We start from the raw sequence: 16,275 nt of genomic DNA, 5'->3' as shown, positions 1-16,275 counted from the left end.
CAATGAGTTCAAAAAAGCTTTTTGGCTTAATGCCTATTGCGGGTAAAATTAATTTCATTTAGCCCACTAACTTATTTGATAAATCGGTAATGATATTTTGCTGTCTGTTTATGACTAAATCTCTTCTTTCGAACCTTCTGACACTTCGATGATATAGGCTTTGCCACCTTCTCTTTCGATGGCTTCTACCACGGCTTCGGTGTTGGTGGGTGCATAGGCAAACATACAGCCTCCACCTCCTGAGCCATTGATTTTACCTCCCAAAGCTCCTGCTTTTAGGGAAGCTTCTATCATTCTATTAATTTTAGGTGTAGAAACTCGTTTTGCGTCTCTCAAGTTGTCCTGATGAGCGCTCAACAACTGTCCCAATTTTACATCATTAAATGTATCTTTTCCTTCAAACATGGCTTTGGCTGTGCGCAAAATATCTCTGTCTGAAAGGTTGCTATAAAACAGTGCATATTCGTCTGGATTCAGCAATGATTGATATTGTTCGGCGCTTTCGATAGGCGCTTTACTTAATTGAAAATCTGGATAGACTTGCTTGATTTTATTGATGGCATCGAGCATACCAAATTTGACGTGCTTCAAAATCCCGATGGTATCTTTAGGCTCAAGTGAGTCACCAAGGACAAATTTGCCCAGTGACGCTTGATAGGCTTCTACCAGAATATTTGGCTTGGTTTCCAAATACATAATATTACCAATCGATGTCGCATATTCGTCCATACATCCGCCTGGCTCGCCAAATTCTTCTACTTCAGCTAAATAGGCTAATTGTCCGATTTCAACTGGGTCAATAGGATGATTAGCTGTTTTTAGTAGAAAATGTGTCCAAGCCACTACCAATGCCGACGAACTCGATGTGCCAGAATTGATAGGGATATTGCCATATACTTTTGCTTCAATGCCTTTTTCAAAAGAGATACCTTTTTCTCTTCTCAATACATTTAAAACACTTTTGAAATAATCTCGGTCTTTATGATAAATAACTGTTTCGACTAAAGGAAAGGATTCCTCAGATTGAATATCAGGTAATTGAATATGAACAGAAGGCGTGTTGGTAACTCGTCCTTCAATATGAATACGTCTTGAAATAGCAGCGGCGATAACAGGCAAGCCTAAATAATCTTGGTGCTCGCCAAATAAGCAAATTCTGCCAGGAGTTGATATATGTAAATCTTTCATAGTTGGAAAATTGGGTAAGCTAATCCTTGAACAAAGATAGTTTTCTGAGCTTATCAAAATATGCTTCAAGTGGGCTTTGAATAAGAAATTTGACTGCGCAACCGATTGTGCAAAAGCGTGCAACCGATTGTGCAATTTGTGCAAAAGTTCTAACTTGCTTGCACAATTGATAAAAGCTTATGAGTCAGATAACTATGAAAGAATTGGCGAAGCGCTTAGGAACCTCAGTTTCAACGGTTTCGAGAGCTTTGCAAAACCATCCACGTATTGGTTTGAAGATGCGGGAAGATGTGATGGCGTTGGCAAAAGAGCTAAATTATAGCCCTAATACCACCGCTATAAACCTAAAAAAACAGTCTACCAAAAACGTGGGTGTTGTAGTGCCTTGGCTCACTGAGCAGTTTTTCTCAATGGCCATTACAGGTATTGAGGATATACTTTTTGAGAAAGGATATAGGGTTGTTTTGCAACAATCTAGGGATGATTTTGAGCGAGAAGAACAAGCCATTCAAGCACTTATGAAACATGGTGTCGACGGTATTATCGTGTCGATGGGTTCGGGCACTTACAATCATCGTCATTTTTTGGAGGTAAATCGCAAAGGAATTCCTTTGGTGTTTTTTGATAGAGTTGTAAAAAGCCTCCCCAATAGTTGTGTATATACCGACATCACGCAGGCTTCGTTTGAGGCAGTGGAATTATTGCTCAACAAAGGGTTGACAAAAATTGCGTTATTAAACGGTCCAAATACAATGCAGTCGTCCAATGAACGACTGATGGGGTATGTCAATGCGCTCAAGTTGCATAATATTGAACTCAATCCAATTTATATCAAAACCACAGATTTGAGTTTTGAGGATACCGTTAAGAAAACACATGAACTGTTGGATTTGGCAGTACCTCCACAAGCGATTTTTGCTTTCCACGATTATATGTCCCTCGACGCCATGCAGATTGCCAAAGAGCGAGGATTGATAATCAACCAAGATATATTTTTTGTAAGTTTTTCAAATTTAAGTTTTTGTAAGTATCTCGAAAAACCTCCATTTGCCAGTATCGAGCAATTTCCTTACGAAATGGGAGCCAAAGCAGCGAATCTATTGGTGGAGGCTATGAAAAAACCAGACGACTACGTACGTGAAGAAGTGATAATACGTTCAAAGCTAATCGTTAGAATTTGATGGATTCGTTAATGAGAATTTTGCTTTGGATATGCTAAAATTTGCTTTTCTAGCAAGTTCTGTACAATTTTAGGATATGAACTGGAATGCTGATTTGGGACAAACCGAGAGAATGTTCATTGTCCTGTTTATTCTCATATATGTTTTTTACCTTGTCAGGGTTTTTTTAATTGCCAGAAAATTAAAAACCGTGGCACGGTCGAGTATCTTAAAATTTGTACTAAGAAGTTGCTATTTTACCTTACTTATCTTGGCATTACTAGACCCGTCTTTTGGTGAAATTAATGGAACCATTCGAGCTGAGGGTCGAGATATATTTTTGTTGGTAGATGTGTCCAAATCTATGGATGCCACTGATGTCCAACCAAGTAGAATTGAAAAAACAAAATTTGAAATTAGTCGTATTGTTAATCATTTTACAAGCGATAGGATAGGGGTGATTGTATTTTCGGAAGATGCTTTTATGCTTTCACCACTTACCTTTGACCATAATGCCATCAATTTATTTATTCCAAGAATTAATTCTGAACTTTTACCTGCTGGTGGCACCAATTTTACTCCAGCTTTGGAACTAGCCTTGGATAAACTTACCAAAATCAAAACAAGCAATAAGTCCAAAGTTATCGTACTGATGAGTGATGGTGAAAACTTTGGAAACCTTGATTACAGCTTACTCAACAGAATTAGAAGAAATGGCGTCAACCTTTTCACTGTTGGGGTGGGCACTGCCGAAGGTAGTACAATCAAGGAAGGAAAATCACTCAAAAAAGATGAAGATGGTAATGTCGTAGTAACAAAGCTAGAGCCAGACTTGATGAGAAAAATGGCTGCTGAAACACGAGGAGGCTATTTTGAAGTGCATAGTGTGTCAGATAGTTTTGTTGATTTGATAAAACAAATCGAAAATATTTCTGCCAATTTAATTGACCAACGAACTGTTACGGTGACAGCCAATAAGTATTTTTACTTTTTAGTTGTTGCACTATTTTTGCTAGGCATAGACGTATTTTTTACAGTGAGGACTTTCCAGTTGTAGAAAATTTAGGTTAAAAGTTTTTTATAGAGCAGTTTTATACGATTTTTGCATAAAATATTACTTAGGGTATAATAAGTTGAATTATTTTATTTTTTACATATTCCTCTGGATTTTAGAAAATGCGTCCTTTACTAAGGTAAGTGCTCGAAATCTGGCTAAAATAGAGTCAGAAAGGGCATTTCGAGAAAAAAGATATAAGGATGCTGTAAAATATTACCAGACAATATCGGACAATTCTTATTTTACTCCTCCCGAGGTTGTGCTAAACCAAGCGCATGTGTATTTGCTATCTGAAGATACCTTGCGTGCACAAAGCATGTATAAACGGCTGATTCACCTCGAAGATTACAAAATGTCCTCAACAACCTACTGTCAACTGGGCGTAATTAGTAGTGCTTTCAAAGACAGTGCTCAAGCATTAGTCTATTTTAAAGAAGCGCTTAAGCTTAATCCCCAAAACCAAATTGCCCGTTTCAATTTTGAATTATTAAAACTCAAATTTAGAGGAACCTCCGAGGAGCCTAAGCCTGAGCAACAGTCTAAATCCATGCCACCACCAAGCGCCAATCACGCCGAAGTGGAGCACACAGATGCACAGGATGAAATGTTGAAAACGCTCAAGAATTACGGACTTTCCCCTGAAAAAGCTAGGAGTATCCTAGAAGCTATGAAAAATAACGAAGTACAGTATATTCAGCAAAAAAAGGGATTACTCAAGAAGAATAAGTCTAACATGAAACAATCTTGGTAATTCCTAAGATTACTATTTAACCACCATTACAATACCAAACTTTAACTTTATTATGCAAGAAGTGTATATCGTCTCAGCCGTTAGAACTCCTATCGGAAGTTTTGGCGGAGCTTTATCGAGTTTATCGGCAACAGATTTGGGCAGTATTGCCATAAAGGGCGCAGTTGAAAGAGCTGGAATCAAACCAGAGCTAGTAGAAGAGGTACTTATGGGTAACGTTATTTCTGCAAACTTAGGACAAGCTCCTGCACGTATAGCGGCACTCAAAGCTGGTCTCCCACACGAAACACGTTGTACAACTATCAACAAAGTGTGTGCATCTGGCGCAAAAGCCATTATCTTTGCAGCACAAAGTATCATGCTCGGAATGGCAGATGTAATCGTGGCTGGAGGTATGGAAAGTATGTCTAATGCTCCATATTATGTACCACGCGCTCGCTTTGGCTATAAATACGGCTCAAGTACTTTGGTCGATGGTCTCGAAAAAGATGGTCTTTCAGATGCCTATGATGATTGTGCAATGGGTATCTTTGCAGACAAAACTGCTCGTAAATACGGTATCACGCGCGAAGATCAAGATGATTTTGCGATTGAATCATACCGTCGCAGCGCTGAGGCTACACAAAAAGGTTATTTTGCAGACGAGATTATCCCTGTTGAAGTCCAAACTCGTAAAGGAGTCGTAATGATTTCGGAGGATGAAGAATATAAGAATGTCAATTTTGAGAAAATTCCTAACTTAAAACCCGCTTTTGAGAAAAAGGGAACAGTCACCGCAGCCAATGCTTCTACGTTGAATGATGGTGCTGCTGCGCTAGTTTTAATGTCAAAAAAGAAAGCTGAAAAACTCAAATTGACTCCATTAGCAAAAATTATTGGCTTTGCTGATGCCGAACAAGAACCTGCATGGTTTACAACAACGCCAACCGTAGCAGTGCCCAAAGCGATTCGTATGGCAGGGCTTATCAAAGAAGAAGTTGATTTGTTTGAAGTAAACGAAGCGTTTGCTGTTGTACCTTTGGCATTTGAAAAATTGTTGGATATTCCACAACATAAAATCAATATTTTGGGTGGTGCCGTTTCATTGGGTCATCCACTGGGGGCTTCGGGTGCACGTATTGTGACAACTTTGATAAGTGCCTTAACACATAAAGGTGGTCGTATTGGTGCAGCAGGTATTTGCAATGGTGGTGGCGGTGCTTCGGCTATTGTGATCGAAAAAATGTAACTTCAATCGGTAGAGGTTTTAAACAAAAAATTAAGTGCGTCAAATAGAATTCGTTTTATCTGCAATAAGCATTAGGCTTTATGCCGTAAGCTAGAAGTTCAAAAGTATTTTTCGTGAAATAACAGAATGCTTGCTTTGCTTTTAGCTTAAGGCATATAGCTTAGAGCCTAGAGTGGGTAAAAAGTCCACTAACTTAGATGTTTTTAATACTACCCAATATAAAATGAACGTAATAAAAAGTACCAATTTCAATTTTCCCAACCAAACGGGCTTTTACAAAGGTAAAGTAAGAGATGTATATTCGTTTGAGGACCTCCTTGTAATGGTGGCTTCTGACCGTATTTCAGCTTTTGATGTAGTGCTTCCAGAAGCGATTCCTTTTAAAGGACAGGTATTGAACCAAATCGCTGAACATTTCTTGAAAGCTACACAATCGATTGTTCCAAACTGGTTATTAGCGGTGCCAGATCCTAATGTAAGTGCGGGTCTAAAATGCGAAGCTTTTCCTGTTGAAATGGTCGTGCGTGGATATTTAGCAGGTCATGCGGCACGTACATATAAGTCAGGACTTCGTACGCTTTGTGGAGTAACATTGCCTGAAGGATTGAAAGAAAATGACAAATTGCCTCAGCCAATTATTACACCAACCACCAAAGCTCACGAAGGTCACGACGAAGATATTTCTCGTGAAGATATCCTTGCTAAAGGATTAGTAAGCGAGGAGGATTATGTTCAGTTAGAGCAATATACTTTGGCATTGTTTGAAAAAGGTACGCAAATGGCTGCCGAACAAGGTTTGATTTTGGTTGATACAAAATATGAGTTCGGTAAGATCGACGGCAAAATTGTACTGATTGACGAAATTCACACGCCTGATTCATCACGTTATTTTTATGCTGACGGCTATGCTGAAAGACAAGCAAGCGGCGAATCTCAGAAACAACTTTCAAAAGAATTTGTTCGTGAATGGTTGATTGCTAATAATTTTCAAGGAAAAGAAGGACAAACAGTTCCTGAAATGACTCCTGAATGGGTAAATCAAATTTCAGAACGTTATATCGAGCTTTTTGAAAAAGTTACAGGCAAAGCTTTCGAGAAATCTGTGACTGATAATGTTTTAGAAAGAGTTGAAAAAAATGTATTGACGTTCTTAGCAAACAGATAATAGTAGCAAGAAATTTTAAAAATTTTAGTAATAAATTGTACTTGAATAAGCTCTTGTTTTGCAGGAGCTTATTTGTAGTTATAAGTACAAATATTTTTCGTGAAAATTACTAAATTGCACAGCATTTGCAGGTAGGTCATGCGAAGTGAATGTCTCTGAAAAGACACCCGTTTCGTGACACTTATACCTTCAAACATACAAACTAGGGGCAAGTCCCTAAAGCATATTTAATTCCAAAAAAAATCTACTGCGATTATATAAAGTAGTAAAAAGATGAATTTTAAGATTGAAAAAAACGAGCAATACGCTCTTATCGAACTTAACGAAACAGCTTTAACTCAAGAAAATCACGCTGATTTCGAAAATATTATCCGTCAACTTTTCCGTGCTGGTTACGGCAATGTTATCGTAAAATTTGATGAAATTGTCGAATTAGATGGTCATGGCGTTTCGGTAATTCGTAAAGGCAATAAAATCTGTTTAAACGAGTTAGGTTTGTTCGTCATTGTAACTAAAAATGATGAAATTATCGACCAATTAGATCGTGCCAAAATCGAGGATTTGACTATCATGCCAACAGTTCAGGAAGCAATTGATGCCGTTTTCTTGAACGAACTTGAAAATGATTTCCAATCAGAGGACGAAGATGAGTTTGGCGGTGGCGAATACAGTGAAAGCGAAGAAGATTATTAATCAAATTGTATAATACAAAGACTTAAAAGTATTCATCAAAGGGTATTTTTGCTGTTTTTCGAACAAAAAAACCTTATTAGACGTTAGTCTGATAAGGTTTTTTTTTATATTGAACCCTAAAGTTTATTAGTGCAATCTTATTTTGTATCAATAGGCTTTGGGCACTAAACAGTAAGCATTAGGCAAAAAAGCTTCAACTATTTCATGAGAAATACTATTTAACTTTTAGCCTACAGCATAAAGCCTAGAGCGTAATAAGTGCTTTATTACTTAATTATTTTGTTTACCAGTAATTTAAAATTATAACAATTTGAGTTTCCATCTTACTATCCTAGGTACGGGTTCTGCCAACCCAGTAGTAACGCGTAATGCAACTTCCCACTTTTTGATGGTGGAACAAGAAGGGTATTTGTTTGATTGTGGAGAGGCTACCCAGACGCAATTACTTCGTTTCAAACTCAAGGCCACTCGTATCAAATATATTTTTATTACTCACCTTCATGGCGACCATTTTTTTGGACTAATAGGTTTATTGTCAACACTTAACATGCACCATAGAGTTGACGATTTGTATATCTATGGTCCCAAAGGTCTTGCTGAAGTACTGACTCTTCAAATGAAATATTCGGATACACGTCTTAATTTTAAAGTGCATTTTGAGGAAACTCGTTCCGAAGAGTCCTACCTCTTAATGGAAAACGATTATGTGAAGGTCACCACAATTCCCTTGGTTCATCGTGTGCCATGTTGTGGTTTTTTGATTGAAGAAAAAGAAAAACCACACAAAATTCTAAAGGAACTGTTGCCATCACATATAAGTATTGAACAAATCAAATGCCTCAAAGATGGACAAGATGTGCTAGATGACAATGGTGAAGTATTGTACTCATGCGACTATTACACAATCAAAGGACCTGCGCCAGATAGTTATGCTTTTTGTACTGATACGGCTTATCATCCTGCTATTTTACCAATTATCAAAGGGGTCAAATTACTTTATCACGAAACCACCTTTTTACATGAATTGGTAGAAAGAGCTAAGGAAACATGCCATTCTACTGCCTATCAAGCTGGGCAAATCGCCAAAGAAGCTGGTGCCAAAAACTTGCTAATAGGACATTTCTCGTCTAGATACAAAGACCTTACGCCATTTATAGATGAAGCAAAACAAGTTTTTCATAATACCATTCTAGGAGAAGATGGAATGTCGATAGACTTTAGAGATTTGGTATGATTTAAAAATAACGGCATTCGAAATTGTTATTCGAATGCCGCTAATAGATACCTCATTTTAATACACTTATCCAACCTTTGAAATTTTGCCGTGTAAATTTTAAAAGGTAATAATAATCCCCACTTACGATTTCATCGGCAAACCACTCAAATTTTCTATCATAAGACTGATACACTTGTTGTCCCCAACGATTAAATACTTGAATATATTCAAATTTGTCAAAGCATGAGTTTTCTGGAAGATTTGTAATCGTAAACGAATCATTTTTACCATCCCCATTAGGCGTAATGACGTTAGGCGGCGTAAATGTATAGGCTGTTTCTTTGTTTTTGACTAAAACCGTGACTTTGGTCGTATCAAAACGCATGGGACTGCACGAATTATCCTCTGTTACGAAATTGATAACGAATGTTTTTTCTTTTTCCTGACCTAATAATTCGCAAGAAAGATTCCATTGAAATGGTGAAGTAAGTGAGGCTATCCCATTTTTATTACTCCAGATAATCCCAACACTTCCTAAATTAAATCCTTGTCCAATACCATAAAGCTGAATAGGGTCGCTGTCAGGATCTTTTGCATTCACATCAAAATTTAATGGTGTAGCATTTTCCCCATCCAATACAACCGTAATATTTTGGTCTTTTAAGGTTGTGCTCACGTGCGGTTTGTTCGAAACGATAGGAGTGGGCTTAAAGGCAATCGTTAAGGTATCACTTTTACTTCTATTACAATATCTATCCGAAACTATAAAGTCGACCAAATAATCAGTCGTTCGAATCTGGTCACAAAGTGGTTTCCATGTAAAAGGCGACTGGACATTTCCGACACCTGTACCACCATTGAAGGTAATACCTGCTTGTGACAATGTAAAACCTCGCCCTACTGCTCGTAGAGTTAATGAGTCTACATCAATATCTTTACCGAAGATATTATACGAAAGAGTTGAATTAATGGAAGCTGTCAAGGTTTTACTGATAGCATCGGTGCTAATCACAGGTTTGCTATTATCACGAGGTTGACGGTACACTTTGACTGTGAGCGTATCACTCAAGGATTGCGGACAACCATTATCACTTGTGAATATTTGAAAGACTAAGGGTTTCCCATCAAAGCTTTGCGAACATTCATCTAAGCAAATTTCTGCTTTCAACGTATCAGCAGTGGACAGAATATTATAGGCAATAGGAATGTTGGCAAAACCTTTATCAGAAAAATTCTGTCCAACGGCTTTAAGACGCAGTTGAGTGTAAGGATTAGGGTCTGTAAAGAATAGCTCAAAACAGGCATTTTTTTGAGTATTGGGAATTGTGATAATCTCGTCTTTACCAATCTTTTTAGAACTACCTTTAAGTTTGGCAAAGCTAATTGGAGCGTTATTAATAGGACAATCCACTACTTTTAATTGAAAATCTCGTAGCGCATAACCTATTCTTTTTCCCGCCCTATATTCCTCCACTTTCACCGAAAAAACAAATAATCCCAATTGATTAGCAGTAACCGATAAGCGCCCTGTACGATTATTAACACTCAAGGCAGGATTACCCGGAATAGCATTACTATTTGAGTACCCAGATGCCCACGTAACATGAGGGTAATTAAAACTTCCTGTTGGAAATTGTGGGTTAGGAGATTGTACAGAGCTAAATCCAGCAAGTGGACTTACTATACTATATACTAGACTGTCACCGTCTGCATCTGTAGCGCTAAAATCAAAATTAAACGGTCTATTGATACAAATATAGTCACCTGATAAGTCTTTGAATTTTGGCGTTGAATTAATGAACTCCCTATTATTTGCAGAAATAGCAGGAAACTCTGTATAGAAAAGCGAGGAAGTACGTCCAGGGTTTATAATATTCGATATAACATCATTTCTACAACACCTATCCCATACGATGTAATACCCTTCAGGGTCATCGAAATTGACAGATAATAGTGTAACTAAAGTAGAATATTTGATAAGTTTAGTTCTAACGTTGCCATATTCAGAACAATCAGGGTTGGTATAGGGAATCTGTACGTTAGAGGCCATCGGCACAACAACATATCCCATCATGATATTATCTTTTTTTCTGAAAAAACCCAAAGTAACAGTTTGATCTAGTGCACCAGGTTGTCCGTTGATTGCATCAAAATATAGATTCAAAGAGAGTTTATGAGTGAAACCTTGGTCATTTATTCGTTGCAGATCAATATCTCCTCCCACAATGTGAGTTGCTCGCCCTTGTAAGTATCCCAACAGTAAAAAAATACACAGTAAAGCTTTCTTCATAAGTTGTTGTAGTTTCGAGTTAAATAAGACTAGGAATAATGATAATCTAAGGTAAGAGATTGTAATATTCGAAGAGTTTATGTAAATTACAAGTAATTTGTTAGATACAAAAACTATTCAACTATACGACAGTTTGTGTAGATGAAAGGTTGCCACCGTTTAATTATTTTTCTGATAAGTACTTGTAAGCCTAGTTATTAACAATTCCTGTTTTCACTTCATCATTACCCTCAAATCGTATTAAGATACAAAATCCTGACTTTTTACATTGAATAATTTAAGATTTTATTATTGGCAGAAAAAAATCAATCATTCGTCTATTTTAAGGATAAAAGATTATTTAATCTATATGATTTATAGATTAAAATTTAACCATAAAATGAAGCCTAAAACACACCTAAAAAGGGGATTTAAAGGTATTCTGTGAAAAAAAAAGAAGGTTTTTTTTACAAAAATGGATATGTTTTGAAAAAAGCTATTTTGTGTTATTTTTTTGTAAAATTCTATAAAATAGGTTTTAATTTTCAGGGTAATTTGAGTAAATACTGCTAAATTGTCATAAATAGGTATCATAAAATCGGATTTTTGTAAAAATACTTATACGCTTGTGAATTGTATCTAACTAAGAATATTTTTTGCAAAAACTTGATTTTGTTCAATACAGATGATTATTCGGCAAAATGCTATTTTATCCAAATAATTTTTTGTATATCTTTGTAAAAGCGAAATAGAGTGAAGTATATATAGCCATAATCACGAAGAAAGGTCGGAGAATATTTTACGAAATAATTTTGATTTTGTCAATAAACCATCTAAAATATTTACAACTTTTCAAAAGAAGAAGGATAATAATACCACTATAATAAATAAAGGCTACCTAGAACAGGTTAAATTTTAAACTTAAAAAAACAAACCCCATTACCATGACTAACTTTGATAATCAAGGGTTGTATCGCAAGGAATTCGAACATGATGCTTGTGGTATCGGTTTCGTAGCGAACATGAAAGGTAGAAAGTCACACAAAGTAGTGGCTGATGCAATTCAAATGCTTATTCGCATGGACCACCGTGGAGCTTGTGGCTGCGACCCTAATTCTGGTGACGGTGCTGGTATTTTAGTACAAATTCCTCACGAGTTCTTCCTTGAAGAGTGTACAAAACTTGGCATCGATTTGCCGGCCGCCTTAGATTATGGCGTCGGTATGGTTTTCTTTCCGAAAGATGAAACTACTCGTAACGAGTGTAAGGAAATCATTGCACGAAAGGCTAAAAAGTTAGGTCTGGAAATTTTGGGTTATCGTGTTGTCCCTTGTGACAATTCTGAAATTCAAGGTGCTGAATCTGGAAATACAGAGCCTCAAATGGAACAGTTGTTCATCAAACGTCCTGAAGACCAAGATGAATTAACATTTGAGCGCAAATTGTACGTTTTCCGTCAGTACACTGCAAGAGTAATCAACGAAACGGTGAAAGCTGTAGAAGGTAAATTCTACTATGCTTCACTTTCGGCTCGCACAATCATTTACAAAGGTATGTTGACTACAATGCAAGTACCTGGTTATTTTGATGATTTGCGCCGTGATGAGTTTACATCTGCTTTGGCAATTGTTCACTCTCGTTTCTCTACAAATACATTCCCAGAATGGCGTTTGGCTCAACCATTCCGCTATATGGGTCACAATGGTGAGATCAACACTGTAAAAGGTAACTCTTCTTGGATGCAAGCGCAGTCTGCATTGTTCCAGTCTGATTTGTTCAGCAAAGAAGAAATGGAAATGATTTTGCCAGTTTGTCAATTAGGTCAGTCTGACTCGGCTGTACTTGACAATGCGGTAGAATTATTGACTTTATCTGGTCGTTCATTGCCTCATGTAATGATGATGTTGATTCCTGAAGCATGGGATGGCAACGAGCATATTGAAGATTACAAACGTGATTTCTACGAATACCACGCTGCTTTGATGGAGCCTTGGGATGGTCCAGCTTCTATCTCATTCACAGATGGTAAAATCATTGGTGCGACTCTTGACCGTAACGGTTTGCGTCCATCTCGTTTCTGGGTAACTAGCGACGACTTCGTAATCATGGCTTCTGAGGCAGGGGTATTGGATATTGACCAATCGACTGTTATCAAAAAAGGTCGTTTACAGCCAGGTAAAATGTTCATCGTTGATATGGAACAAGGTCGTATCATTCCTGACGATGAATTGAAAGAAAAAATCTGTAAACAACAACCTTATGGAGAGTGGTTGAAGGCCAACAAAATCAAAGTTGAAGACCTTCCTGCTGCTGGTGCTGAGTATCGCGCTCCATTCGAAAGAGAATTGTTGTTGCGTCAACAAGTATTTGGCTTCACTACTGAAGATCTTCGTGTAGTATTGTCACAGATGATTGAGACTGGTAAAGAGGCATTAGGCTCAATGGGTGTAGATACTCCATTGGCGATTTTGTCTGACCAAGCGCAACATTTATCATATTATTTCAAACAATTGTTTGCTCAAGTAACCAACCCTCCAATTGACCCTATCCGTGAACGTACGGTAATGTCATTGTTGTCGGATATTGGTGGTTTGAAAAACTTGTTGAAAGAAACACCAGAACACTGTCGTCAAATCGAAATTCGTCAACCAGTATTAACCAATGCTGAGATTGAGAAAATTCGTTGGATTGACCACAAAAACTTCCATACTAAATCGATTCATACAACTTTCAGAGCTAATGGCGAGAAAGGACAATTGAAACGTGCATTGGATAGAATTTGTCAATATGCCGAAGATGCAGTGGATGATGGCTACGCAATCTTGTTGTTGACCGACCGTGGTGTTGATAGCTCACATGCGCCAATTCCATCTTTGTTGGCTACAGCAGCGGTTCATCATCATTTGATTCGTAAAGGCAAACGTGCACAAGTTGGTCTTATCGTTGAGGCTGGTGACGTTTGGGAAACACATCACTTTGCTACTTTGATTGGTTTTGGTGCTTCGGCAGTAAACCCATACATGGCTTTCGAAACCATTCGTGGTATGAAAGACAAAGGTATTTTGCAAGTAGATTACCCTTACGAAAAATTACAACAAAACTACATCAAAGCTGTAAATGGTGAGTTGTTGAAAATCTTCTCTAAAATGGGTATTTCAACACTTCAATCTTACCAAGGTGCTCAAATCTTCGAAATCGTTGGTTTGGCAAAAGAAGTAGTTGATAAATATTTCTCTGGAGCTGTATCTCGTATTGGTGGTATCGATTTGGAAGGAATCCAAAAAGAAGCCCTAATCAAACATACAAATGGGTATCCTGAACAACCAGTAGCTAATCCAAAACTAGAAGTAGGTGGTGTGTACCAATGGAAACATCGTGGTGAAGCTCACTTGTTTAACCCTGAAACAATCCACTTATTACAACAATCTACTAAAACAAACAACTATCAGTTGTTTAAGAAGTACTCGAAGATCGTTGATGATCAGACTGAGAAAGCGATGACGCTTCGTGGATTGTTGAAATTCAAGAAAGGTACTCCAGTGCCAATCGAAGAGGTTGAGCCAATCGAAAATATCTTCAAGCGTTTTGCTACAGGAGCTATGTCATTCGGTTCTATTTCTTACGAAGCTCACACTACATTGGCTATTGCCATGAACCGTATTGGTGGTAAATCAAATACAGGTGAAGGTGGTGAAGATCCAATCCGTTTTGAGCCAATGGCAAACGGTGACTCGATGAACTCTGCTATCAAGCAAGTGGCATCCGGTCGTTTTGGTGTAACTGCTCACTATTTGACAAACGCACAAGAGCTACAAATCAAAATGGCGCAAGGTGCAAAACCAGGTGAAGGTGGTCAGTTGCCAGGTCACAAAGTAGATGACTGGATTGGTAAAACTCGTCACTCAACGCCAGGTGTAGGTTTGATTTCGCCTCCTCCTCACCACGATATTTATTCAATTGAGGACTTAGCACAGTTGATTTTTGATCTTAAAAATGCAAACCGTGCTGCTCGTATTTCAGTGAAATTGGTATCAGAGGCAGGTGTAGGTACAATCGCTGCGGGTGTTGCTAAGGCACACGCTGACCATATCTTGATTGCAGGTCACGATGGAGGTACTGGTGCTTCGCCACTTTCTTCTATCCGTCACGCTGGTTTACCTTGGGAACTTGGTTTGGCTGAAACTCACCAAACATTGGTTCGTAACAAATTGCGTGGTCGTGTGACTGTACAAACGGATGGTCAAATCAAAACAGGTCGTGACCTTGCTATCGCAGCCCTATTAGGTGCTGAAGAATTTGGTGTAGCAACAGCTGCATTAGTTACAGCAGGTTGTATCATGATGCGTAAGTGTCACTTGAATACTTGTCCTGTTGGGGTAGCTACTCAAGACCCACGCTTGCGTGCAATGTACACTGGTAATCCAGATCACGTAGTAAACTTGTTCTATTTCTTGGCACAAGAGTTCCGTGAATTAATGGCTGAACTTGGTTTCCGTACCGTGAATGAAATGGTAGGTCAAGTGGATCGCCTAGAAATGAAAGAAAATATCCAACACTGGAAATACAAACATTTAGACCTTTCTCCAATCTTGTTCAAGCAACCAATGTCATTAGATGTTGCCTTGTACAAACAAGAAGAACAAGATCATGGTTTGGATGTACAAGTAGACTGGGATTTATTGAAAGTTGCTAAACCAGCCATTGAAAATCAAGAGAAAGTTTACGGTGAATTTGAAGTAATCAACGTAAACCGTACTATTGGTACAATGCTTTCAAACGAAATTACGAAAGTATATGGCGCGAAAGGTTTACCAAATGATACAATCCATATCAAGTTTACAGGTACTGCTGGTCAGTCGTTCGGAGCATTCTCTGTGAATGGTATTACATTCGAATTAGAAGGTGATGCTAACGACTACATCGGAAAAGGTCTTTGTGGGGCAAAATTGATTGTTTATCCAAACAAAAAAGCGCCATTCAATCCTTCTGAAAACTCAGTAGTAGGTAACGTATCATTCTATGGTGCTACTTCAGGCGAAGCTTATTTACGTGGTATGGCTGGTGAGCGTTTCTGCGTACGTAACTCTGGTGCTAAAGTAGTGGTAGAAGGTATTGGTGACCACGGTTGCGAATATATGACTGGTGGATTGGTCGTGATTTTGGGCGATACTGGTCGTAACTTCGGAGCAGGTATGTCAGGTGGTGTAGCGTATGTGTTGAATGCTAAAGGTGATTTTGCTTCTAAAGTAAACCCTGAAATGGTAGCGATCGAAGAATTGACTCAAGAAGACGAGGCAATCTTGAAACTATATGTAGAACAACACTTGCAATACACTAACTCAGATGTAGCTAAGGGAATCTTAGACAACTGGTCTGAATCACTTGCGCAATTTGTTAAAGTAATGCCGCAAGACTTCAAGAAAGCACTTGCTTCTCGTAACGTTACAGTTGCTGAGGTTCTTGAAAATAAAGATGTGGTGTACAAAGACATCCAAGTTGAAATTGCTCACTAATCCATTTTGAAAGTCTGAATGTATTCAAAAAATAT

Annotated in this window: 10 protein-coding genes; 8 read left to right on the top strand and 2 right to left on the bottom strand. The window is 38.0% G+C overall.

Annotation, left to right across the window (positions count from 1 at the left end):
- Positions 1–114: 114 nt before the first annotated feature.
- Complete coding sequence (locus QM481_RS01880) at positions 115–1,188, bottom strand: mevalonate kinase family protein (protein WP_283380440.1); 1,074 nt, start codon at positions 1,186–1,188, stop codon at positions 115–117.
- 179 nt (positions 1,189–1,367) lie between these two features.
- Between QM481_RS01880 and QM481_RS01875 the strand changes: the two genes are divergently transcribed.
- From QM481_RS01875 to QM481_RS01845, 7 genes are all read left to right on the top strand, one after another.
- Positions 1,368–2,369 (top strand): LacI family DNA-binding transcriptional regulator, encoded by a 1,002-nt coding sequence (locus tag QM481_RS01875; protein WP_283369705.1) that lies wholly within the window; start codon positions 1,368–1,370, stop codon positions 2,367–2,369.
- Positions 2,370–2,619: 250 nt separating this feature from the next.
- Positions 2,620–3,405, top strand: a complete 786-nt coding sequence (locus QM481_RS01870; protein ID WP_283380439.1) for a vWA domain-containing protein — start codon at positions 2,620–2,622, stop codon at positions 3,403–3,405.
- A gap of 76 nt (positions 3,406–3,481) precedes the next feature.
- Complete coding sequence (locus QM481_RS01865; RefSeq protein ID WP_283380438.1) at positions 3,482–4,156, top strand: tetratricopeptide repeat protein; 675 nt, start codon at positions 3,482–3,484, stop codon at positions 4,154–4,156.
- Positions 4,157–4,208: 52 nt separating this feature from the next.
- Positions 4,209–5,384 (top strand): acetyl-CoA C-acyltransferase, encoded by a 1,176-nt coding sequence (locus QM481_RS01860; RefSeq protein ID WP_283380437.1) that lies wholly within the window; start codon positions 4,209–4,211, stop codon positions 5,382–5,384.
- A 223-nt stretch (positions 5,385–5,607) separates the two neighbouring features.
- Positions 5,608–6,549 carry a phosphoribosylaminoimidazolesuccinocarboxamide synthase gene (locus QM481_RS01855; protein ID WP_283380436.1) on the top strand — a complete coding sequence of 314 codons (942 nt, stop codon included), beginning with the start codon at positions 5,608–5,610 and terminating at the stop codon, positions 6,547–6,549.
- A gap of 273 nt (positions 6,550–6,822) precedes the next feature.
- Positions 6,823–7,242, top strand: a complete 420-nt coding sequence (locus tag QM481_RS01850; RefSeq protein WP_283380435.1) for an anti-anti-sigma factor — start codon at positions 6,823–6,825, stop codon at positions 7,240–7,242.
- Positions 7,243–7,552: 310 nt separating this feature from the next.
- Positions 7,553–8,476 carry a ribonuclease Z gene (locus tag QM481_RS01845; RefSeq protein WP_283380434.1) on the top strand — a complete coding sequence of 308 codons (924 nt, stop codon included), beginning with the start codon at positions 7,553–7,555 and terminating at the stop codon, positions 8,474–8,476.
- Between the two features lie 52 nt (positions 8,477–8,528).
- On the opposite strand, the gene QM481_RS01840 is transcribed toward QM481_RS01845, so the two are convergent.
- Positions 8,529–10,748 carry a T9SS type B sorting domain-containing protein gene (locus QM481_RS01840; RefSeq protein WP_283380433.1) on the bottom strand — a complete coding sequence of 740 codons (2,220 nt, stop codon included), beginning with the start codon at positions 10,746–10,748 and terminating at the stop codon, positions 8,529–8,531.
- Between the two features lie 923 nt (positions 10,749–11,671).
- On the opposite strand from QM481_RS01840, the gene gltB reads away from it, so the two are divergent.
- Complete coding sequence (gene gltB / locus QM481_RS01835) at positions 11,672–16,240, top strand: glutamate synthase large subunit (RefSeq protein WP_166552910.1); 4,569 nt, start codon at positions 11,672–11,674, stop codon at positions 16,238–16,240.
- The last annotated feature ends 35 nt before the right edge of the window (positions 16,241–16,275 follow it).

Source organism: Flectobacillus rivi (genome assembly GCF_030056655.1).
GTDB lineage: Bacteria > Bacteroidota > Bacteroidia > Cytophagales > Spirosomataceae > Flectobacillus > Flectobacillus rivi.
This window is presented reverse-complemented; position numbering and strand designations above follow the sequence as displayed.